General features: G+C 45.2%; 16 protein-coding genes and 1 tRNA gene. 4 read left to right on the top strand and 13 right to left on the bottom strand.

Annotation, left to right across the window (positions count from 1 at the left end):
* Window positions 1-11 precede the first annotated feature (11 nt).
* Window positions 12-1904 carry a pyruvate dehydrogenase complex dihydrolipoyllysine-residue acetyltransferase gene (gene aceF / locus EXT47_RS13260; protein ID WP_130126792.1) on the top strand — a complete coding sequence of 631 codons (1893 nt, stop codon included), beginning with the start codon at window positions 12-14 and terminating at the stop codon, window positions 1902-1904.
* Between the two features lie 211 nt (window positions 1905-2115).
* Complete coding sequence (lpdA, locus tag EXT47_RS13255; protein ID WP_010607389.1) at window positions 2116-3540, top strand: dihydrolipoyl dehydrogenase; 1425 nt, start codon at window positions 2116-2118, stop codon at window positions 3538-3540.
* 80 nt (window positions 3541-3620) lie between these two features.
* Here the strand turns inward: lpdA and EXT47_RS13250 are convergent, their stop codons facing one another.
* From EXT47_RS13250 to EXT47_RS13240, 3 genes are all read right to left on the bottom strand, one after another.
* Window positions 3621-4577, bottom strand: coding sequence for a cobalamin biosynthesis protein (locus EXT47_RS13250; RefSeq protein ID WP_130126791.1), 957 nt, complete (start codon window positions 4575-4577; stop codon window positions 3621-3623).
* Window positions 4577-5284: a 5'-methylthioadenosine/S-adenosylhomocysteine nucleosidase gene (gene mtnN, locus EXT47_RS13245; RefSeq protein ID WP_017217969.1), complete on the bottom strand. Its 708-nt coding sequence runs from the start codon at window positions 5282-5284 to the stop codon at window positions 4577-4579. The genes EXT47_RS13250 and mtnN overlap by 1 nt, the downstream gene beginning before the upstream one ends.
* A 108-nt stretch (window positions 5285-5392) precedes the next feature.
* Window positions 5393-5983, bottom strand: coding sequence for a DUF2726 domain-containing protein (locus EXT47_RS13240; RefSeq protein ID WP_039491899.1), 591 nt, complete (start codon window positions 5981-5983; stop codon window positions 5393-5395).
* A gap of 421 nt (window positions 5984-6404) precedes the next feature.
* On the opposite strand from EXT47_RS13240, the gene EXT47_RS13235 reads away from it, so the two are divergent.
* Window positions 6405-7379, top strand: a complete 975-nt coding sequence (locus EXT47_RS13235; protein WP_039491902.1) for a PD40 domain-containing protein — start codon at window positions 6405-6407, stop codon at window positions 7377-7379.
* 100 nt (window positions 7380-7479) lie between these two features.
* On the opposite strand, the gene EXT47_RS13230 is transcribed toward EXT47_RS13235, so the two are convergent.
* On the bottom strand, window positions 7480-9384 hold the full coding sequence (locus EXT47_RS13230; RefSeq protein ID WP_130126790.1) for an aminotransferase class V-fold PLP-dependent enzyme: 1905 nt from the start codon (window positions 9382-9384) through the stop codon (window positions 7480-7482).
* A 300-nt stretch (window positions 9385-9684) separates the two neighbouring features.
* On the opposite strand from EXT47_RS13230, the gene EXT47_RS13225 reads away from it, so the two are divergent.
* The gene (locus tag EXT47_RS13225) at window positions 9685-10680 is read left to right on the top strand and encodes a YncE family protein (RefSeq protein WP_102056237.1); all 996 of its coding nucleotides are present in this window, start codon (window positions 9685-9687) and stop codon (window positions 10678-10680) included.
* Window positions 10681-10829: 149 nt separating this feature from the next.
* On the opposite strand, the gene nth is transcribed toward EXT47_RS13225, so the two are convergent.
* From nth to EXT47_RS13180, 9 genes are all read right to left on the bottom strand, one after another.
* The gene (gene nth, locus EXT47_RS13220; RefSeq protein ID WP_039491909.1) at window positions 10830-11465 is read right to left on the bottom strand and encodes an endonuclease III; all 636 of its coding nucleotides are present in this window, start codon (window positions 11463-11465) and stop codon (window positions 10830-10832) included.
* A gap of 99 nt (window positions 11466-11564) precedes the next feature.
* Window positions 11565-12263 (bottom strand): electron transport complex subunit E, encoded by a 699-nt coding sequence (locus EXT47_RS13215; RefSeq protein ID WP_010370368.1) that lies wholly within the window; start codon window positions 12261-12263, stop codon window positions 11565-11567.
* Window positions 12260-12895 (bottom strand): electron transport complex subunit RsxG, encoded by a 636-nt coding sequence (rsxG, locus tag EXT47_RS13210; RefSeq protein WP_039491912.1) that lies wholly within the window; start codon window positions 12893-12895, stop codon window positions 12260-12262. The genes EXT47_RS13215 and rsxG overlap by 4 nt, the downstream gene beginning before the upstream one ends.
* The gene (gene rsxD, locus EXT47_RS13205) at window positions 12892-13953 is read right to left on the bottom strand and encodes an electron transport complex subunit RsxD (protein WP_039491913.1); all 1062 of its coding nucleotides are present in this window, start codon (window positions 13951-13953) and stop codon (window positions 12892-12894) included. Before rsxD ends, rsxG begins: the two co-directional genes overlap by 4 nt.
* Window positions 13950-16778, bottom strand: a complete 2829-nt coding sequence (rsxC, locus tag EXT47_RS13200) for an electron transport complex subunit RsxC (RefSeq protein WP_130126789.1) — start codon at window positions 16776-16778, stop codon at window positions 13950-13952. Before rsxC ends, rsxD begins: the two co-directional genes overlap by 4 nt.
* A gap of 9 nt (window positions 16779-16787) precedes the next feature.
* On the bottom strand, window positions 16788-17342 hold the full coding sequence (gene rsxB, locus EXT47_RS13195) for an electron transport complex subunit RsxB (protein WP_010370380.1): 555 nt from the start codon (window positions 17340-17342) through the stop codon (window positions 16788-16790).
* A 2-nt stretch (window positions 17343-17344) separates the two neighbouring features.
* Window positions 17345-17926, bottom strand: coding sequence for an electron transport complex subunit RsxA (gene rsxA, locus EXT47_RS13190; RefSeq protein WP_010370383.1), 582 nt, complete (start codon window positions 17924-17926; stop codon window positions 17345-17347).
* Window positions 17927-18524: 598 nt separating this feature from the next.
* Window positions 18525-20468, bottom strand: coding sequence for an EAL domain-containing protein (locus tag EXT47_RS13185; RefSeq protein WP_010370387.1), 1944 nt, complete (start codon window positions 20466-20468; stop codon window positions 18525-18527).
* 187 nt (window positions 20469-20655) lie between these two features.
* Window positions 20656-20732 (bottom strand) — tRNA-Asn (locus EXT47_RS13180).
* Window position 20733: the final 1 nt, after the last annotated feature.

Here is a 20733-nt window from a genome sequence, read left to right as displayed (position 1 = left end):
GAGGACGAGTGATGGCAATCGAAATTCATGTTCCAGATATTGGTGCCGATGAGGTTGAAGTAACCGAGATCCTAGTAAGCGTAGGTGACACGGTTGCAGAAGAGCAATCGCTTATCACTGTTGAAGGCGACAAAGCATCAATGGAAGTACCTGCCTCAGTGGCGGGTACAGTTAAAGAAATCAAAATAGCGGAAGGCGATAAAGTATCGACTGGCTCTTTGATTATGATCTTTGAAGCGGCAGGTGAAGAAGCACCGGCAGAGCAACCAGCAGAAGAAGCTAAGCCAGAAGCAAGCGCCTCTGGCAAGACAGAAGTGAAAGAAGTTCACGTACCAGATATTGGTGGCGATGAAGTTGAAGTCACTGAAATCTTAGTAGCTGCGGGTGATGTTGTTGAAGAAGAGCAATCGCTTATCACGGTTGAAGGCGACAAAGCCTCAATGGAAGTACCAGCACCATTTGCAGGTACTATCAAAGAAGTGAAAATCAACGCGGGTGACAAAGTGTCAACCGGTTCGTTGATCTTCATCTTCGAAGTGGCAGGTAGCGGTGATGCACCTGCGACTACCGAAGCTGCAGAAGCGCCAGCTGAAGAGCAAGCACCTGCTGCATCAGCTGAAAAAGAAGTGCATGTACCAGATATCGGTGGCGACGAAGTTGAAGTCACTGAAATCATGGTTGCTGTTGGTGACAGCGTTGAAGAAGAGCAATCTCTTATCACGGTTGAAGGCGACAAAGCCTCAATGGAAGTACCAGCTCCGTTTGCAGGTACGATTAAAGAGATCAAAGTCAATGCTGGCGACAAAGTATCAACGGGTTCTTTAATCTTCGTATTCGAAGTGAAAGGCGCGGCACCAGCACCTCAGGCAGCAGCTAAAACTGAAGCAAAATCAGCTCAATCAGCGGCTCCAGCGGCAAAATCTGAAGCACCAAAAGCCTCTGCACAAAAAGATGATTTTGTGGCGAATGAACAGTATGCCCACGCCTCACCTGTGGTACGTCGTTTAGCGCGTGAGTTTGGGGTTAACCTAGCTCGCGTTAAAGGTACAGGTCGTAAGAACCGTGTACTAAAAGAAGACGTACAAAACTACGTGAAAGAGCTGGTTAAGCAAGTTGAGTCTGGTCAAATCGCAAAAGGTGGCAACACTGGCGGCGGTGAGCTTGGTCTTATTCCTTGGCCAAAAGTAGACTTCAGCAAGTTTGGTGAAATAGAAGAGAAGAAACTTTCTCGCATCAACAAGCTATCGGGTGCAAACCTTCACCGTAACTGGGTACAAATCCCACATGTTACGCAGTTTGACGAAGCAGATATCACAGAGCTTGAAGCGTTCCGTAAAGAACAGAACGTGCTAGCTGAGAAGAAGAAAATGGGTGTGAAGATCACGCCATTAGTATTCGTGATGAAAGCGGCTGCAAAAGCACTTGAAGAGTTCCCAACGTTTAACTCTTCACTATCTGAAGATGGTGAGAGCTTAATCTTGAAGAAATATGTTCACATCGGTATCGCGGTTGATACACCAAATGGTCTAGTGGTTCCTGTTGTTCGCGACGTGAACAAGAAAGGCATCATTGAGATATCACGCGAGTTGATGGAAATTTCCAAGAAAGCACGCGACGGTAAACTGACGTCTGCTGATATGCAGGGCGGCTGTTTCACTATCTCAAGCCTAGGTGGTATCGGCGGTACGGCGTTTACGCCAATCGTAAATGCTCCTGAAGTTGCGATTTTGGGTGTTTCTAAGTCAGACTTCAAACCGAAATGGAATGGTAAAGAGTTCGAGCCGCGCCTAATGGTGCCGCTAAGCTGTTCATACGACCATCGTGTCATTGACGGCGCGCTAGCAGCTCGCTTTACTGTGACACTTGCAAACTACCTAAGCGATATTCGCCAGCTAGTAATGTAAGAATAGAAACCGCATGACTTAGGTGATGCGGTTTTCTTGTATTTTGTTGTTCCGCTTGATAATTAGGCGGGACAATAGAGAGTGTGAATGATACACTTTCGAGCAATAATAACTCTCTCTGCCCTGTGCCCCGAATCGGGTGTTTGGCAGGCACTTTGGGTCGGCTACTCTCGACGAGTAAACCCGTTCAAATAACAGTTAAGGTAATAACATGAGCAACGAAATCAAAACTCAAGTTGTTGTACTAGGCGGTGGTCCTGGTGGTTACTCTGCAGCATTCCGTGCAGCAGACTTAGGTTTAGACGTTACACTAATCGAATCTCGCGACACGCTAGGTGGTGTGTGCTTGAACGTTGGTTGTATCCCTTCAAAAGCCCTTCTTCACGTTGCAAAGGTAATTGACGATGCAGCAGAAATGGCTTCTCACGGTGTTTCTTTCGGTGCTCCACAAATTGACCTAGACAAAATCCGTTCATGGAAAGAGTCTGTGATCGGTCAACTTACTGGTGGTCTTGGCGGAATGGCTAAGATGCGTAAAGTAACTGTAGTTAACGGCTACGGTAAGTTCACAGGTTCTAACACTATCGCAGTTGAAGGTGCTGACGGTGCAAAAACAGTGACCTTTGATAACGCAATCATTGCAGCGGGTTCTCAGCCTGTAAGCCTACCTTTCATTCCTGAAGACGAGCGTATCATCGACTCTACAGGTGCACTTGAGCTTAAAGACGTGCCTGAAAAGCTACTTGTACTAGGTGGTGGTATCATCGGTCTTGAGATGGGTACTGTTTACCGTTCACTAGGTTCAGCAATTGACGTAGTTGAGTTTGCTGATCAACTAGTACCAGCGGCTGACAAAGACGTTATCAAGATTTACCAAAAGTACGTTAAAGACAAGTTTAACGTAATGCTTTCTACTAAAGTGGTTGCTGTTGAAGCGAAAGAAGACGGTATCTACGTATCTTTCGAAGGTAAGCAAGCACCTGAAGGCCAAGTTCGTTATGACAAAGTACTAGTTGCTGTTGGTCGTACACCAAATGGTAAGCTAATTGACGCTGACAAAGCGGGCGTAAATGTTGATGAGCGTGGCTTTATCAGCACTGACAAGCAAATGAAGACTAACGTTGATCACATCTTCGCTATCGGTGACATCGTAGGTCAACCTATGCTTGCGCACAAAGCGGTTCATGAAGGTCACGTTGCTGCTGAAGTTATCTCTGGTAAGAAGCATTACTTCGATCCTAAGTGTATTCCTTCAATTGCATACACAGATCCAGAAATCGCTTGGGTTGGTGTGACTGAGAAAGAAGCAAAAGAGCAAGGTCTAAGCATTGAAACTGCGGTATTCCCGTGGGCTGCTTCTGGCCGTGCAATCGCTTCTGCACGTACTGAAGGTTCAACTAAGCTTATCTTTGATAAAGAGTCAGGCCGCGTGATCGGTGGTGCTATGGTTGGTATCAATGCAGGTGAAATGCTTGGTGAAATCGGTCTAGCAGTAGAGATGGGTGCTGACGGTGAAGACCTAGCGCTTACTATCCACGCTCACCCAACGCTGAACGAGTCAATCGGTCTAGCTGCTGAAATCTTTGAAGGTTCAATCACTGACCTTCCAAACAAAAAAGCAGTGAAGAAAAAGTAAGTTTTTCTGAGCATTCAAAAACCCAGCTTTGTGCTGGGTTTTTTGTTTTTGGCTAAGTGGGGAGCTTATTTCTAAGTATGCTAAGTCATCAGCCTGAGAAAATTAATAATTACAAGTAGTAAGGCGGAAGTGGCAATAAATAGCCAGCGCATTTGATTGAGTAGTCCAAGTAAATGCTGAATATGCTCAGCTGAGGGTTGCGTTTTTGCACCTACCCGCATCACCTCATAACGTTCACCAAAATAAAAGCGCGGCCCTGCGAGTTGTGTATGTAAATTTGCTGCAAAAAAGCTCAGTGCCCATCCAGTATTCGTTTGGCTAAAGTGACGGCCGTAGTATTTAATGTAGTGCCAAGTTTGCTTTGGTCTAAGTAGCAACGAAAAGCAGGTAATTAATAATCGAATAGGCACAAACTCAACGAGCCAAATCATGCGGGAAAGGCTTGCCATAAAACGGCTTGAGGGGAGCATTACTTGCCGCCAAGCATGACCACACAGTAGTAACAGTTTATAAAATAGCGCGAGATAGGGGCCTGCTGTTAGATACAGTAAAGCAATGACAAAAAAATGGCGCAGGGTATTTAATGCGGTGCTATCTATGGTGGCTTTACAAATACCAAGCTCTGTTAGCTTCTCTACATCTCTTGCTACCATTCCTTGCAACACGGCTCTTGCAGTCACTTTTTGCTTTGACTTTATCAGCGCGGAAATGCGCTTAGCACGGCTTTCATGGCTAATATCTAAGCATAAAAACAACACCAGCCCACCGAGCCAATTAGGATAAAAAGCAAAGCTTATAATCGCATAAGTTAATACAGTGATAGTTAATATTGGCAGGAGGAAGCCGAGTGTACCGGATAAAAGTTGATAGCTAGAAGCGGCTTTAGGGCGATAAACTTTTTCGGCAATCGCTTTAAAAATAAGGCTAAGAATAAGATTAGGGTGGTAAAGTGTTGATAACCTTACCCCTAGGCTAGCAAAAATCGCCAGTAAGAAAATGATCAGGCCCTCATGGGCCTGAAGCAAGCTGTCGAGCACTAAAGCGTAACCTTATCCAGCTTATTAAGTAGTGCCATCACCATCTTTGAAGAGTTAACAGAAGCGACTTCTAGATACTCTTCGAATGATTGCGGTGATTCTTTGCCGGCGATATCAGATAGCGAGCGGATCACAACAAATGGCGTGTTTAAAGAATGACAAGCCTGCGCAATTGCCGCACCTTCCATTTCTACTGCTAACATCGTAGGGAAGTCTGCACGTGCCTTGTCGATGCGTACTGGGTCGCACATAAATGAGTCACCCGTACAGATCAAACCAACCATAGTTTGAATGCCTTCAAGCTCATGTACGCTTTGCTCTGCAGCTTCAACTAATTTTGCATGCGAAGTGAACGCAGCAGGCATTTGTGGAACTTGACCAATTTCATAGCCAAATGCAGTAACATCAACATCGTGATGACGTACTTCATTTGAAATCACCACATCGCCGACGTTTAGTGATGGTTCAAAACCACCTGCAGAACCCGTGTTGATCACGCAATCTGGCGCAAAGTTGTCGATAAGCAAAGTTGTCGCAACCGTTGCTGCCACTTTACCAATGCCAGACTGTACAAGCGTTACGTCAAGACCAGCCAGTTTGCCGGTATAAAAAGTAAAGCCACCTTTGGTCAATGTTTGCGGGTTCTCCATGGTGTTACGCAAAATGGTAACTTCTTGCTCCATTGCGCCGATAATGCCTACTTTCATCAAAAGATTCCTAATTTGTGGTGGGGAAAGCCCCAGTGTCAAAATTGCTTTTATTATACGAAAGGGGTTTTGATAGGTAAAACAAAAAACGGGCTGACGCCCGTTTTGCTAGATTTCTGCCAACTGAGTTGACTGTGCTTTTGCCTGTGAAGGAGACAGCACCGCAGGTTTGTAGGTGCGGTTTCTGGTTTTCTTTGGCATCTCCACTTTTTGGCCAAGCTTGAACAAGATTGCCGCACGCACCTCAGCACTTTGGTAGCCACTTTTGATTTTCATGCGAATGTGTGGAATACCCGCAGATTCCAGAGCGCCACTGACAAACCAATCTTTTTGTGCTTTGTGGCCGTTTTTATTGGCGTTATTGACCAAATCAACAGCGGCAACAATTTTCAGTGTCTCTTTGTCTACCAAAACATAATCCAACTGCTTATTTTTAGCTTTAGTTACCGCGGCACGACGCGCTTTTGGAGAGATCCCCGGCTTGCACTCAATCACATCAATGAGCTTAATGCGGCTAACGATTTTATATCTATCGCCAACGGCACGTTCTAATAATTGTAGAAACGATGCTTCAACGGTGGTAAAAACAGATTCTTTACGATTAAACGGATAAGGATTGCCACCCACATCGGTGTACTTAGAAGCGACAATGGAAGCAACGACCACTAGAGCCAAAATAGCAAGTAACGCAAATTCCATACAAAACTCCAAATCAAAAAAATGACATCTGTGGTTTTATAAGCAATAGCTGTGCCAGAAGAGCGCTTAAATTAGTAGGTGATAAACATTAGGGCGGTGAGTAAGTCACAAGGGATAAGCACTTATGATGACTTTCTGCTGATTTATGTGGCATAACACATTGTATTAGCGCAATGTCGCTTAAAAACATCATAAATTACTGCAAAACCAGCCCGACTTTTAAAATCAACATGCCCTATAAAGTAATTTTTATTAAGCTTCTATATATCACTAAGTCATGTGGGATTGTTGCTTTTTTAATTTCAGTTATGTTTTGATAATATCATCTGGCGACAAAGTTACTTTTCAAGCAGTTTGATTCAACACACATACAATTATCAAAAAGTAAACAAAGTGTACTATAACAAAAAAGGATATTTATATGATACAGCGTAAAACAGTCGCTAAAATAGGGTTATTGATTTCAGCAGTTTCTGCGCAATGGTCAGTACAAGCTGATGACAAGTTAGCGGTGATTTTAAACAACCTAGAGCCAAGCTTGTTTGCGCCAAACATAGTATCGACTAATCAATTTGAGTACGGTTCTAGTTTGTCTCCAGATGGTAAAAAGTTTGCGTTTGTTAGAGCTTTAGCCCGATTTTCACACAGTGCTTTAGTCATTTCTCACAAACAAGGGGACACTTGGCAAACCCCAACATTGCTTCCTTTTAGCGGTGAATTTCACGATACAAATCCGTACTTTTCCAAAGACAGTAACACATTTTATTTTACTTCCAGAAGGCCGGTAGAGAACGTGGAAAATGGGATCTTTCAGATGTGGCAAGTCAGCTATGATGGTGATAAATTTGGCAAACCTGAGTTAGTGCCTGGCAAAATTAACGGAGATCATACTGTGATCTACCCAACTATACACACTAATAAAGATATCTACTTCTCATCTATCATAAAAGGAGCTACGGGCGGCGTAGATCTTTTTCTTTCTAAGTACCACCCTGATGGATATCAAGCGCCAATTGAGATTTCAGAGCTCAACTCCACAGCAAGTGATGCTGATCCAGAGGTTTCATCGGACGGAAAACTGCTATTTTTCACGTCAATGAGATCGGGCGGTTTAGGTCACTATGATTTGCATGTATCGGTTAAACAAAAAGATGGCAAGTGGGGGAAACCGATAAATCTAGGCGATAAAATCAATTCGCGTCGTATGGACTCAGATCCGATCCTATCAGCTGACGGTAATACTTTGTTTTTCTCAAGTGATAAAAACCCAGATGTGAAAGCTGTAAACAATTATGATGAATTGCTTCAGCGACAGGAAAGGATCCATAATGGCCTTATGAATATTTATAGCGTTGATATAACCGAGCTAAACCAATATCTTCGCGAGAAGGGCTAAAATGCTAGCGTAATTGCAGGAAAACGCAAAGCTCTACAAGCGCTAGGCAGCCACGTTTTAAAATGGCTTGCCTAGTACTGGATTATGATATTAGCTCGCGTTATTTGTCTTCTTTAAGCACATAGATCTCACCATCGAAACTACCTTGAATGGTCAATCCTTGCCCTGCCAGCTCCTTGAGATATTCAATATGCTCTTGGGTAATATGTTGACCCGGCACCAAAAGCGGAATCCCCGGAGGATACGGGGTGACTAAACCTGCACAAATTCGGTTGTTGCTCTTGCTAATAGGTACAGATTCACGCTCGCCGTAGAAGGCATCACTAGGAATACAAGCAAGGTCAATAGCGGGTAAATTCTCAGGTAAGCGTGAGCGTCGCGTTGACTTCGATAGTTTTACCTTGCCGCCATCAAGTTTCTTTAAGGCATTGTATAAACGAATGATCTTTGAGCGTGTACCACCCAAGGTTAGTAAGACTAAGATGGTACTGTGGGTGTATTTCTCAATCTCCAGCCCAATTTCGTCTAGCAGAAACTTATGAATATCCTTTAATGAGTACGGTAGTTCACTAATATCGATGAGGATTTTAAGCGGATCATGCCCCATATTATCGCCACTAAAATGTGGGAATATGTTCATAAAGTCTTGCTTATCAAGCACTTTAATATGTTTGAGCGAGGCCATCTGCTGTTTGAACTCTGCAACATGGTTCAGCAGCGCATTGAGTAACTTATAGCCTTCCATCTCCAACTGCTTCTGGCACACATCCAAAGACGCAATAAGTTGGTATTTGGGCGAGGTGCTGGCGTAGATACTGTAAATCTCACGGAAAAAATCAGCATCAAAATCGGGGTCATTAATATGGATATAAGACGCCTGCGAAAATGCCGATACGACTTTATGCGCCGAATGGGTGACATAATCGGCACCTGCATGAATGGCGGAGTAATGGCGCAAGCTAGGGTGAAATAGCGAGTAAGCAAACCAAGCTTCATCAATAAAGACTTTGATGCCATGCTGATGGGCAAATTCTACGACTTGTTTCAGGTCGCTCAGCAAACCATCATAGGTACAGCCTGTGAGCACCAGTAGTTTTGCATCGGTATTTTGTTCAATCGCTTGCTTGATGTCAGCCAGTGAAGGCGGTGCGAATATGCCATATTTTGGATTTAAAATACTCGATAAATAGATAGGGAAACTGGCCGATTGCAAAATGCCGTAGTGCACTGACTTATGACAGTTGCGGTCGATGATCACCTTATCGCCTTTGCGAAGTAGGGTTTGCAAAATAATTTTATTCGAGGTGGACGAACCGTTGGTTACGAAGTAGGTGCGTTTAACCTCAAACGTTGCTGCAGCTGACTCCTGAGCGCGGCCAATGGTATTGGTACTATCTGACAGTGAACCTAACGAATCAACCGATACGGACAGGTCTCCGACAAATACATTACGGCCATAGAATTGATAAAAATCTTTGATATAAGGAGAGTTTCTAAAGCTCGAACCGCCGCTGTGACCCGGAGTATGCCAAGAGTCGTTCGCTTCGCCGACATAGCTGCGATACGCCGTCCAGAATGGCGTCTCGGCTCTGTCATCAAAGTCATTGATCATATATCCCAAAATGGCTTCAGGATCTGAGATAACTTCATCTTTAAAGAAGAAAGACTCGATTTCCTCGGATTCGTTGACTATCTCAAGCCCTTTAGTGTCATCGCCAATAACGTAAACCGGTAATTCTAGACGAATACATTTTAATTGCTCGATAAAACGACTATAGGTTTGCTCGCCACTTTTGTTGTGCACATCCCAACTCAGCACGACAGCTTGAATATCACCATCTTCAGTGACATGCTCCAAGGCTTTTGAAAGTTCGAGGCATTCAATAATATCGATTTGAACATCCTCTCGCTCAAAATTAGGGATCGTTTTTGACAGATTGCTTGAGAGCGCTTGCAATACAGCTGGCTCTTGTTCTATTAACAAGATACGAAGGACAGGTAGCATAATGATATTCGCATTAAAATTTAAAGACTTTCATTAGCATAAAGAAAGCGTAGTGATTTGTGAAATCAATACTTTGAAAATGTTCCAGAAATTGTAAAACGGATGTAGGCGAGGAAGTTGTTGCGAGTGATGGAAAGTGTGCTATTCAACATAGGAAACAGGAAGGTTTCGAGTATCAGGCGTGTCTGAGTTAAATTTGGGATAGGGTGTTTTTGAAGGCTGTATTACGATTGCTTTTCAATGATAAATACAGTAGTGATAAAAACAACAGTACTAGCTAACAGATCAAAAGGAGTCAAAATGAGATTGGTTAATTATGTTGTGTATGTGTTCTTATTTGGGTGTTTAATCAGCTTCCCTTCATGGGCTGATACAAATAACTTGTCGGGAACATTGGTTGTTGTAAATAAAAAGGGGGACTCGGTTGATTTCATCGATCTTAGCAGCCGAAAAATTAAGCTGACGCTCGCAACCGGCAGAGGACCACATGAATTAGCAATGAGTGCCGACGGGCATACGGCTGTTGTCACTAATTATGCACGTGGCAATAGTCTAAGTGTTTTTGACGTTCGGCAAGCAAAAAAAGTAAAAACCATTGATTTGTCTCGTTATCCAAGGCCACATGGCGTGTTGTTTTTAAAAGACCAAAAACGCGTTGCAGTATCGTCTGAAGGCTCCGACAGTGTGGTAATCGTTGATATAGAGTCGGGGAAAATTGATAAAGTAATAGCAACAGAGCAAAGAGGCTCTCATATGGTGGCGCTGCCGGCGTCTAGCGAGCGTGTTTACACCACAAATATGCGCGCAGATTCAGTGTCTGAATTAGATGTAAAGTCAGGTGCCTTACTTCGCAAAATTTCAATGCCAAAAGTACCAGAGGCTATCACCATAAATAAAAGTGGCTCAGAGCTCTGGGTTGGTAGCAACGATGATGGCTTAGTTACCGTGTTTGATGTAGCAAATGAGCGTATAATTAAGCAATGGAAAGGCTATAGCTTTCCATACCGTGTGTTACTTACCCGCGATGAGCAGTTTGCTGTGATCCCAGACTATAGGAATCACACCCTTGATGTGATCGATGCAATGCACAAAGAAAAGCTGCGTCAAATAAAGTTTGAGCCGGGAACAGGACCAAAAGGCGTGATCCTCCATCCAGACGATCGCACTTTATTTTTATCCGCTTACCAAAAAAATAAGGTCCTTGTTATAGATATTGTATCTGGCAAAACCTTATTTGAACTCCCTACTGGTAACGGACCAGATGGAATAGGGTATTCAGCAGTGGTATTGCCTTAGGCTAGCCATCACGTCGATACGAATGTGGCGTGAAGTAGGAGCTGCTTTACGCAGCGAGCTGTGTTTTCATATCGCTTGAACAATTTTACGAAACAACAAATTCACGGTAACCACCACAAATAAAAGTTGTGCTTATGCTAAAACAAAGATTAGCTATCAGTCTTCTCTTTAAACTCACACAAATCTTCAATCAAACAGCTGCCACACTTAGGTTTACGCGCGGTGCACACATAGCGGCCATGAAGGATTAACCAGTGGTGGACATCCACTTTAAATTCTTTTGGTACAACCTTTTCTAGCTTTTGCTCGACTGCCACCACATCTTTACCCATGGCAAACTTGGTGCGATTGGAGACGCGGAATATATGGGTGTCTACGGCAATTGTCGGCCAGCCAAAAGCGCAGTTTAGTACCACGTTGGCGGTTTTGCGACCGACCCCCGGCAGTGCTTCTAGTGCTTCACGGTTTTCAGGAACTTCGGAGCCGTGTTTGTCGACGAGGATCTGACACATTTTATAGACGTTATTGGCTTTTGAATTAAATAAACCAATGGTTTTGATATAGTCTCTTAAGCCTTCAAGGCCAAGCTCAAGGATCTTTTCTGGTGTGTTGGCAACAGGGAAGAGTTTGCGCGTTGCTTTGTTCACTCCAACATCAGTGGCTTGTGCTGAGAGGGTAACGGCAACTAAAAGCTCGAATGGTGACGAGTATTCTAGCTCAGTTTCTGGGTGCGGATTTTCGTCCCTAAGTCGCGTGAGTATTTCTATACGTTTTTGTTTATTCATAAGATTTACTTGCTAAATTCGATGACGGTAGCATGCAGTTACTTTCATTAAGCAGCGATAGTGACGGTATCGCTGCAAATTGGCATTATTATTACCGCATTAGTTTAAGTTAGTGACCCGTGCTCTAGGACCTTTTACTTCTTCGGCTGTTGGCGCTGCTTTGGCTTTGAGCTGAGCGTCGATAATGTTTTTAGCGGCAATCAAAAAACCAAGGCCCAAAAAGGCGCCTGGTGGCAGGATTGCAACTAAAAATTGATGATCGAATGAGAAGATCTCAATACGCAATACACTTGCCCAGTTGCCAAGGAGTAGCTCGGCACCATCAAATAGTGTTCCTTGACCAATCAATTCGCGCATTGCACCCAGTACAAATAGCACCAGTGCAAAACCCAGTCCCATCATTAAACCATCCCAAACCGATAACAGCGGACTATTCTTCGAAGCGAATGCCTCGGCACGACCAATAATGGCGCAGTTGGTCACGATCAACGGAATAAATATACCAAGGGATTGATACAGACCAAAGGTATAAGCGTTCATGAGTAGTTGAATAACCGTAACAAAGGCGGCGATGATCATCACAAAAACAGGAATACGAATGTCTTTTGGCACCCAGTTTCTCACCACCGATACGGTAAAGTTAGAACCAACCAGTACCAGTAATGTGGCAATACCAAGCCCTAACGCATTGGTTACCGTTGAAGTCACCGCAAGGAGCGGACATAGGCCCAAAAGCTGTACCAGTGCTGGGTTATTTTGCCATGTACCTTCTTGAAAGAGCGATTTTAACTGACTCATTGCGACACCTCGCAAGTATTAGGCGCGTTAAATAGCGCATCAAAATGAGTTTTGGCAAACCATGCGGCCTGATTTACCGAGGTTACCACAGCGCGTGGGGTAATGGTTGCACCGGTAAATGAATCAAATTGACCGCCGTCTTTTTTCACATTCATTTTAGGGTCTGCTTCCCCTTCAACTTGAACACCGTTGAAAGTCGTTACCCAAGCCGACTTTGCCAGCTCTACCTTATCACCAAGACCCGGAGTTTCTTCATGGCGCGTCACACGCACACCTGAGATCAGACCTTGTCTATCGACAGCGGTTAAGACATCGATATTGCCACTGTAGCCTTTCGGGGTGATATGTCTCACTAAAAGAGCCGAGGGTTCGCCATTGAGTCTGGCTCTGTAAATTGTGTGCGGGCCGCCTGGGCCGAGTTCTAAGGTGTTGCTGGTGGTGCAATCCAAATACAAAGTATTGTCGTACTTATCTGCTGCAATCACCTGAGAAAGTAGTTGCATCAGGTGCTGTTGCTCTTGGTTGGCAATTTTATCTTTGGTGAGGTCATTAATCAGTGCGACCGCTCCTGTTGTTGCTAGTGCAAATGCCGCGAGGATGAGGCCATTTTTCTGCATCGATTGAATTATCATGATTTTGCTCCATGACCATAAGTACGAGGCTGAGTGTAATGATCGATAAGTGGCACTGCCATATTCATGATCACAACTGCAAATGCAACGGCGTCTGGATAGCCACCAAATTGGCGAATCACATAGACAGTAAAGCCGATTGCCGCGCCGTAAATCAGGCGACCTAAGTTAGTGGTAGAGGCCGACACCGGATCGGTGGCAATAAAAAAGGCACCAAGCATAGCGCCGCCACTTAACAAGTGGAATAGGGTGCCGGGCTCTGACTCAGGGGCAATGATATAGCCAATTGCGCTAGCAAGGCCAAGACTGGCAATAAAGGCCACTGGAATATGCCAGTTGATCACTTTGGCTTTTAGCAGATAAAGACCACCTAGCAAAAAGGCGAGGTTAACATATTGCCAACCAAGTCCCGCAAGCGCTCCAAAACCCTGCTTACTCATCGCCTCATTCACGGTTAAGCCTTGTGAGACAGCGGTTTTTACCGAGTCTAATGGCGTTGCACCAGTCGCACCGTCAATCACGCCTGCACGCCATACGTCAAGTGTAACACCTTGGCTGGTGGACTCGGTAAAGATCATTGCGAGTTGGTCGACAAAGCTTAGCGACTCTAGCGTGAGCGCTTGAATAGGTGACCACGAAGTCATTTGTACAGGGAAGGAGATCAGCAACAATACATAGGCCGCCATGGCCGGGTTGAAAAGATTAAAGCCTAGGCCACCGTATAGCTGTTTTACAATAGCGATGGCAAAAAATGCACCAATGACGGTTATCCACCAAGGGGCTAGCGGCGGAATACTGATGGCCAGCAGCACAGCGGTGAGCCAAGCACTGCCGTCGCTGAGGCTGGGCCATATCGCTCGACCTCTTAGCTTTAGCACTAGCGCTTCAGCAAGGCTTGCGGTAATAAGCGCCAAAGCCAACTGGATCAATACACCAAAACCAAAATAGTAGGTTTGGACTAAGATCCCGGGAATACAGGCTGCCATGACGGTCATCATGATTTTGTTGACCGACTTATGGCTATGATTGTGCGGGGATGAGGCCATGGTTAGTTTCATGACGGTTCATTTCCTTCTTGTTCTTTCGCTTGCTTCTTCGCTTTTGCTCTCGCAATTGCGGCTTTAACGGCGGCTTTTTTACGTGCTTCAGGGCTAAGTGCTTGTTGCTGCTCAGATGTGCCCTCAGCACCTTGCTCTGTACGGCTGGAGTCTGTTTCTGATCCCGCCGTTGGCTCATTTGTTTCTTCGCCTTGCTCACTCACGCTTTCGCCAGCTTCTTGTGCCTCTTTAGCGGCTTTTTTGGCCTTAGCTCTGGCAATTGCGGCGGCAAAGGCAGCTTTACGTGGATCTTCCTCGGCGCTTGCCGTTGGAGCGGCTTCTGCTTGTTCGCTCACGCTTGCGCCTGCTTCTTCAGCCTCTTTAGCTGCTTTCTTGGCCTTAGCTCTGGCAATTGCGGCGGCAACGGCAGCTTTACGTGGATCTTCGTCAGCACTTTCCGTTGAGGCGGCTTCTGTTTGTTCGCTCACGCTTGCGCCAGCTTCTTCCGCCTCTTTGGCGGCTTTCTTGGCCTTAGCTTTGGCAATTGCGGCGGCAACGGCAGCTTTACGTGGATCTTCGTCAGCACTTTCCGTTGAGGCGGCTTCTGCTTGTTCGCTCACGCTTGCGCCAGCTTCTTCAGCCTCTTTAGCAGCTTTCTTGGCCTTAGCTCTGGCAATTGCGGCAGCAACGGCGGCTTTGCGTGGATCTTCCTCGGCGCTTTCCGTTGGAGCGGCTTCTGCTTGTTCGCTCACGCTTGCGCCTGCTTCTTCCGCCTCTTTAGCTGCTTTCTTGGCCTTAGCTCTGGCAATTGCGGCGGCAACGGCGGCTTTGCGTGGATCTTCCTCAGCGCTTTCCGTTGGAGCGGCTTCTGCTTGCTCGACTGTGCTCTCGCCTGCTTCTTCAGCCTTTTTAGCAGCTTTCTTGGCCTTAGCTCTGGCAATTGCGGCAGCAACGGCAGCCTTTTTATCGCTTGGCGCTGCATTGGCTTCAGGTTCAGCTGTGTCTTCTGCGGCTGCTTTTTTGGCTTTAGCCTGGGCGATTGCAGCAGCTACGGCTGCCTTTTTATCATCTGTTGCTGCTGGCTCAGACTCAGGTGACGCTTGGGCTGCGGCCTTTTTCGCCTTTGCACGGGCAATGGCGGCGGCTACTGCATCTTTTTTATCTGTGCTTTCAGGCTGATCAGTTTTTTCTTCTTTATATTTACGCGCCTGCGCTTTGCGTTTTGCACGCTCTTCAGCAATGGCGCTGTTATCCGGCTCTAATTCGCCATTCTCACCTCGTTTGGCTTTGGCGCGTGCAATCGCAGCTTGGACCGTGGATTTATCTGACTGCTTATCTTTAACGCGTGAGAGTGCTTCTTGTACTTTTTCTTTATCTGCGGCTTTTGGTGCAGCGCCCGCCGAACGGCGTTTATGTTTATTTTGGCGTTCTTCTTGTTCGCGCTCTAAGCGCTCTTTTCTTGCCTCAAAACGTTCTTTAGCACGCTCAGCTTTGACTTGTTCAAGCTTTTGTTCGCGAATGTCGGCTTTGGCTACACGATAGTATTGCACTAAGGGGATTTCGCTTGGACAAACATAAGAGCACGCACCGCATTCGATACAGTCAAAGAGGTTGTATTCCTCTAATTTTTGGTACTCTTTGCCTTTAGCAAACCATTGTAACTGCTGTGGTAATAAGCTTTGAGGGCAGGCATCTGCACAGGCACTACAGCGAATACATGCCTTTTCGTCCCCCGGGATCGCAAGTTCTTGGTTGTCTGGCGCGAGTATACAGTTGGTGGTTTTGACCACAGGGATCCTAACAGATGGCAAGGTAAAGCCCATCATTGGACCGCCCATGACGACGCGCTGCGCCTCTACTGGCGTAAAGCCTTGTGAGTCTAGCAGGTGCTTTATTTCAGTGCCGAGTAAAGCCCACACGTTACTTGGCTGACCAATGGTATTACCGGTCACGGTAACTACACGCTCAATAAGGGGTTTACCCTCAAAAATAGCTTGCCAAATTGCGAACAGTGTTCCAACGTTCTGCACCAGTACGCCGATATCCGCTGGTGTTCCAGCACTTGGTACTTCTTTGGAAGTTAATAGCTTGACCAGTTGCTTTTCACCACCAGAAGGGTATTTGGTTGGCACACTACGGACTAAGATATCCTGATTATGCTGAGCCGCTGCGGTGATCGCCGCAATGGCTTCAGGTTTATTATCTTCAATGCCAAATAGCACTTTTTGTGGCTTCAATATACCTTGTAGCACTTCGACGCCTGCGATGATTTCTTTGGCGCGCTCACGCATCAAACGATCATCGGCTGTAATATATGGTTCGCACTCAATGCCATTGACGACTAAAAACTCAATGGGCTTTGGGCTGTCTGCTTTGACATAGGTTGGGAATCCCGCACCGCCCATACCGGCAATACCAGCTTGGTGGATAATATCGATAAGCTGTTTGTTATCAAGCGTGCTAATGTCGCTAATTGGGTTCAGTGGTGTCCACTTATCTTCACCGTCTGGGCGCAAAATAATACTGAGCTCAGGTAGCGCGGATGGATGCGCCGACGGCATCGGCTTTATCGCTTCAATGGTGCCAGATGTGGGAGCGTGGATGGGCAGTGACCAGTTCGTGCCGGGAGCCGTCAATGCTTGACCCTTAAGGACGTGATCGCCAGAGTTAACCAACAGGCTACCATTGGCACCAATGTGCTGCTTTAGGGGCAGAATTAGTTTATCAGGCAAAGGTAAACGAGCAATCGGTTGTTGGTTGGATAATGTCTTTTGCTCTGGTGGATGGATGCCACCTGGGAACTGCCACAGTTTTCCACTTTCTATTTGTTCAAGTAATGTTTCCACTTAAACCTCTTAATCAATCTGTGTCACAGGAATGGCATCTAACTGCCACTTCCACGTTTGCTTGGTCTGTGCAACTGGGATCATATCAATACAATCGACCGGGCAGGGCTCGACACACAGATCGCAGCCTGTGCACTCGTCGATGAGCACGGTGTGCATTTGTCTGGTTGCACCAACGATAGCATCCACGGGGCAAGCTTGAATGCATTTGGTACAGCCAATACATTCGTCTTCACGAATGTAAGCCACCTTCTTGACCGGCTCTGCGTCTTCTCCGCCAGCCAAAGGCTTTGCTTCTACGCCCATTAAGTCCGCCAGTTTTTTCACTGTTGCTTCACCGCCGGGAGGGCATTTATTTACGTCATCGCCATTCGCAATCGCTTCAGCGTAAGGTCGACAGCCGGGATAGCCACACTGGCCGCATTGAGTTTGTGGCAGAATGGCGTCTATCTGTTCAACAATTGGGTTGCTTTCAACTCGGTATTTCACTGCGGCATAGCCAAGCACAATACCAAAAATAAGCGCCAGCGCACCCAGCGCAAGTAATGCGTAAAGTAATGTCATATCTAAAACTTAACCAATCCAGAAAAGCCCATAAACGCAAGCGACATAAGTCCTGCGGTGATCATCGCTATCGATGCGCCTTTAAAGGGTGTCGGCACGTCAGCGACAGCTAAACGCTCACGCAAAGCGGCAAATAGCACCAAAACCATAGAAAAGCCAACCGCAGCGCCAAAACCATAGACTGCAGACTCTAAAAAGGTGTGGTCTTTTTTGATATTAAGTAGTGCGACGCCTAGTACAGCGCAATTGGTGGTGATCAAAGGTAAGAAAATCCCCAGTAACCGATACAAGGTTGGACTGGTTTTACGCACCACCATTTCCGTAAATTGTACAACTACCGCGATAACCAAAATAAAGCTCATTGTTCTTAAAAAAGTGAGATCGAGCGGCAATAAAATATACTGATTGACCAAGTAGCTGGTGACTGAAGCTAGCGTAAGAACAAAGGTGGTCGCTAACGACATTCCCACTGCGGTATCCAATTTTCCAGATACCCCCATAAATGGACATAAGCCCAAAAATTGGACTAAAACGAAGTTATTCACCAGCACTGTGCCAATGAGCAACAAAATGTATTCGGTCATTCCTGCCTCTATAACTTATTCACTTTATGCGGGTTTTCCCGTCAAATCGAGGTGATAGTTAACTGTATTAAAGAACTTACTAGGTGCAAGTTTTGACTGGATTTAATTCTGCTAAAAATACTTTTTAGTAGAATTAAACCGATAGCACCGTTCCGCTTTGAATTTTTTAAGTGAAAACATGTGCCTTGCTATCATTTAAGCGAGCCTCTCAAATAGTGTGAGGCTGTAGCTTGTCATGTAATGCTGACAGTTTTCATTCAGTTATTAGCAAGTAATCCTAATTCAGAGTTTGCTTATCAGGCTAAATATATGAGCTTTTAGCAATAAAATCATGGTGATAGAGTGATGTTTATTGCTAGATCTTGGATTACCGCTAGCGCCGAAATAATCTTCAAGCTTATCTTTGTGAACTTCTTAGATCGCATGGATAAATTTGAATGATAATTCCTGCCAATAGTAACACAGATTGTAACTGGTGTGGCAAATGATAGTGTACGAAAGTCAGCGCAATGGCTGCGGGAAAGGGAAGGGCAAACCAGTTGCCCTTGGCACTTTCGTTGAACTTGGATAAGGGGAGAATTATCCAAGCTCAGGTTTCCTAAATTTCTTTTGGTTTTTCGATGTAATAGCCTTGTACACCGTCCAAACAGAGCGTCTCGACTATATGTTTCTCTTCTTGGCTCTCGATACCTTCGGCAAATACATTGACACCGATGCGGTGCGCAAGGTCTACCATTAAACGCATAAAATATTGATTATTCTTGTCTTCTTCAAGACCACGAGTATAGCTTGCATCCATTTTGATATAGTCAGGCTTTAAGTCTCTAAAGAACTTAAACGACGTCAAACCCACGCCAAAACGCTCAACGGTGATACGAGCGCCGGCACGATGAACCATATCAATAAAGCGCTTACTGGCTTTAATATTTTGCTGTAAGCCAAACTCGCTAACTTCAAATACCAGTTTAGAGGCTAAATTGGTTTCTTTTAACAAACGGCGTTCTAACCAGATCACAAATTGATCATTATGAGCACTCGATGCGGTAACGTTGATCCCAAAATACTTTTCATTAAAGTTACGCGTTTTGATAAGTTCTAGCGAGGTGTCGATGATCAGCTGATCAATCTCGATGGCCATTTCTAGCTTTTCCGCCATGGCAAGGAAGGACGCTGTTGGTAGCATTTGTCCTTCTTCGGTTTTGAAGCGGGATTGGATCTCTGCATAGGCCTTAGAGTTTTTACCAATTGGCATGATATTTTGCATCATCAAGCTAACACGCTTGCTGTTGATCACATCGCGGATCACGCGACGCCAGTTTTGATTGCCAAATCCAGCACTGACATTATTCACTAAGTCAGACTCACGTTGAATATGCCAAGCATTGGCTTGTTTGCTTTGCGCCATGCTCATCGCATTATCGACGACCGAGAGTAGTTCTCCAAGTGGTTTACCGTTCTCATAAGGCACGATCCCAGTGTTTGCAACCGATGATAGTTCTTGGTTTTGCTGGAACTGAGTAAAGCGGGCTTGCAGTGTTTCACCAAACTCTTCCGCTTCCTTACTTGGCACATTGGGTAATATCACTGCAAAATCCGAGCTATTTAAACGGAACACCTGGCTGCCAGCATAAGTGCCGGTGACGTGCTTGATGATATCCGATACTGACTTAATGTATTCATCGCCTTTTTGATAGCCGCGGGTTTGGTTAATGACCTGCAATTCAGAACAGCGGATCATCGCCAGTGAGCCAAATGCCTTTTTGGCAGACGACTCGATATATTGCTCGTAGTACTCAACAAACATATTACGGTTGCCAAGATCGGTGACCACATCTTTATACGCTTCTTGCTTGATAGAGTGGGCGGCATTTTTGATGTCTTCTTGCTTTGACTTTAAAAAGCTGGCTAAGCGTTTAAAAGAGGGGATTAAATCTTGGCCGAGTTCTGCAACTTTGCCATCGTTAAAGTCAAATTCAATATTGTCGGTAACTTGATTTTGAGTGATATATGAATCTACCGCATTGGCCACTGTCATACTAACGTTGCGATTCAGCTTTTTATACACGCCTTGCATAAAGAAAACAGGAATAAAGGCAACTAACGCTGAAATAATGATAAGTAGCAGTAGGGCTTGTTGTAGTAATTGCGCCTGACTTTGTGCATTGATCAAGAATTCGATTTTGATGTCTTTGCTATCGTTAACAGCAAATTGGGGGCGAATAGCATTGATATTTGATTCTATGAGTTCGGCGATAAAGGGGAGGTTGCTCGGTGTGTTGACTTGCAAAACGGTTTGACCGTCAAAGTCTCGTACAATAAAAGTTGAGAAAACATCTCCGCTATTTAAAGCTTGGCGGATATGTTCAGGAGTAACTTCAGTGAGTTTCTTATCCTTTATATACTCTGTCACCATGGTATGGGCACTTTGTTGTGCTTTGTTGATTGCAGAGTCAAAACTTGTTGCGAAAAAAAAGCTACCAATCAAGGAGAATAATAGCCAAGAGGTGACTTGGAGTACGATAAGTTTTTTAAAACCAGCCATAGTACGCTTCTTAAAGAGGGTTATTCCATAGTATCGGGTGCATTGCCAATTTCTTTATCAAATTCATCGGTTTGATTTTTGTCTGGTCGATAAATTACAGAGAAGGTTGTTATTTGAGCAAATGCAGTGAGAATATTGCTTGTAGAGTAGTGTAAATGCAGGAAAAAGTCTAATGCTTTCGTGGAATTGGCTCCCCCTCCCCGACTCGAACGGGGGACCTGCGGATTAACAGTCCGTCGCTCTAACCAACTGAGCTAAGGGGGAA

Source organism: Pseudoalteromonas sp. CO342X, assembly GCF_004208915.1.
Taxonomy (GTDB): Bacteria; Pseudomonadota; Gammaproteobacteria; order Enterobacterales; family Alteromonadaceae; genus Pseudoalteromonas; species Pseudoalteromonas maricaloris.
This window is presented reverse-complemented; position numbering and strand designations above follow the sequence as displayed.

What these genes read in the sequence shown, in the direction of transcription:
- rsxB (WP_010370380.1), bottom strand. Translation starts at nt 17,342, where the DNA reads ATGACATTACTTTACGCATTACTTGCGCTGGGTGCGCTGGCGCTTATT.
- EXT47_RS13215 (WP_010370368.1), bottom strand. Translation starts at nt 12,263, where the DNA reads ATGAGTCAGTTAAAATCGCTCTTTCAAGAAGGTACATGGCAAAATAAC.
- EXT47_RS13185 (WP_010370387.1), bottom strand. Translation starts at nt 20,468, where the DNA reads ATGGCTGGTTTTAAAAAACTTATCGTACTCCAAGTCACCTCTTGGCTA.
- EXT47_RS13230 (WP_130126790.1), bottom strand. Translation starts at nt 9,384, where the DNA reads ATGCTACCTGTCCTTCGTATCTTGTTAATAGAACAAGAGCCAGCTGTA.
- nth (WP_039491909.1), bottom strand. Translation starts at nt 11,465, where the DNA reads ATGAATAAACAAAAACGTATAGAAATACTCACGCGACTTAGGGACGAA.
- rsxA (WP_010370383.1), bottom strand. Translation starts at nt 17,926, where the DNA reads ATGACCGAATACATTTTGTTGCTCATTGGCACAGTGCTGGTGAATAAC.
- lpdA (WP_010607389.1), top strand. Translation starts at nt 2,116, where the DNA reads ATGAGCAACGAAATCAAAACTCAAGTTGTTGTACTAGGCGGTGGTCCT.
- rsxG (WP_039491912.1), bottom strand. Translation starts at nt 12,895, where the DNA reads ATGATAATTCAATCGATGCAGAAAAATGGCCTCATCCTCGCGGCATTT.
- EXT47_RS13235 (WP_039491902.1), top strand. Translation starts at nt 6,405, where the DNA reads ATGATACAGCGTAAAACAGTCGCTAAAATAGGGTTATTGATTTCAGCA.
- EXT47_RS13225 (WP_102056237.1), top strand. Translation starts at nt 9,685, where the DNA reads ATGAGATTGGTTAATTATGTTGTGTATGTGTTCTTATTTGGGTGTTTA.
- mtnN (WP_017217969.1), bottom strand. Translation starts at nt 5,284, where the DNA reads ATGAAAGTAGGCATTATCGGCGCAATGGAGCAAGAAGTTACCATTTTG.
- aceF (WP_130126792.1), top strand. Translation starts at nt 12, where the DNA reads ATGGCAATCGAAATTCATGTTCCAGATATTGGTGCCGATGAGGTTGAA.
- rsxD (WP_039491913.1), bottom strand. Translation starts at nt 13,953, where the DNA reads ATGAAACTAACCATGGCCTCATCCCCGCACAATCATAGCCATAAGTCG.
- EXT47_RS13240 (WP_039491899.1), bottom strand. Translation starts at nt 5,983, where the DNA reads ATGGAATTTGCGTTACTTGCTATTTTGGCTCTAGTGGTCGTTGCTTCC.